Here is a 622-nt window from a genome sequence, read left to right as displayed (position 1 = left end):
CGTAACAAGGTAGCCGTACCGGAAGGTGCGGCTGGAACATCTCATTTTAGAGCGTTGAAGAACGTTAAACAAAATCAGTATCGTAAGATACACTATACTTACTTAAAGTAAAGCTTTAGTTTTTTGTTTGGTTGCTTATATTAAAAATACAAAACCCACTAGAAATTAGTAATAGGGAAGAAGAGATTTTAGATTATAAATTATAGATTTTAGATTTGAAAATTAATTTAAAATTCAAAATTTAAAATTTAAAATTAAATGAAGTCTCGTAGCTCAGCTGGTTAGAGCGCTACACTGATAATGTAGAGGTCGGCAGTTCGAGCCTGCCCGAGACTACTAATTAAAAGACGGGAAGATAAAAGAGCCAAGAGCCAAGATAAAAAATCTTGAATCTAGGATCTTGAGTCTCTTAGTCTACTAGAGGGGGAATTAGCTCAGCTGGCTAGAGCGCCTGCCTTGCACGCAGGAGGTCAAGGGTTCGACTCCCTTATTCTCCACAGTTTTGGAAGACTGATTTAAAAGTTACGGATGGAGCCAATAACAACATCTGTTCATCAGTCGGAAAGAAAGACATTAAGATCATTGACATTAACGGTAAAGACATCACAAAGAGAAAACCGAG

The 622-nt window shown here is 37.1% G+C and carries 2 tRNA genes; both read left to right on the top strand.

The features are described 5' to 3' along the window. Positions 1-262: 262 nt before the first annotated feature. Positions 263-336 (top strand) — tRNA-Ile (locus tag ACODR7_RS21565). Between the two features lie 87 nt (positions 337-423). Beyond that, positions 424-497, top strand: a tRNA-Ala gene (locus tag ACODR7_RS21560). Positions 498-622: the final 125 nt, after the last annotated feature.

It is taken from the genome of Chryseobacterium sp. FG46 (assembly GCF_057809135.1).
This window is presented reverse-complemented; position numbering and strand designations above follow the sequence as displayed.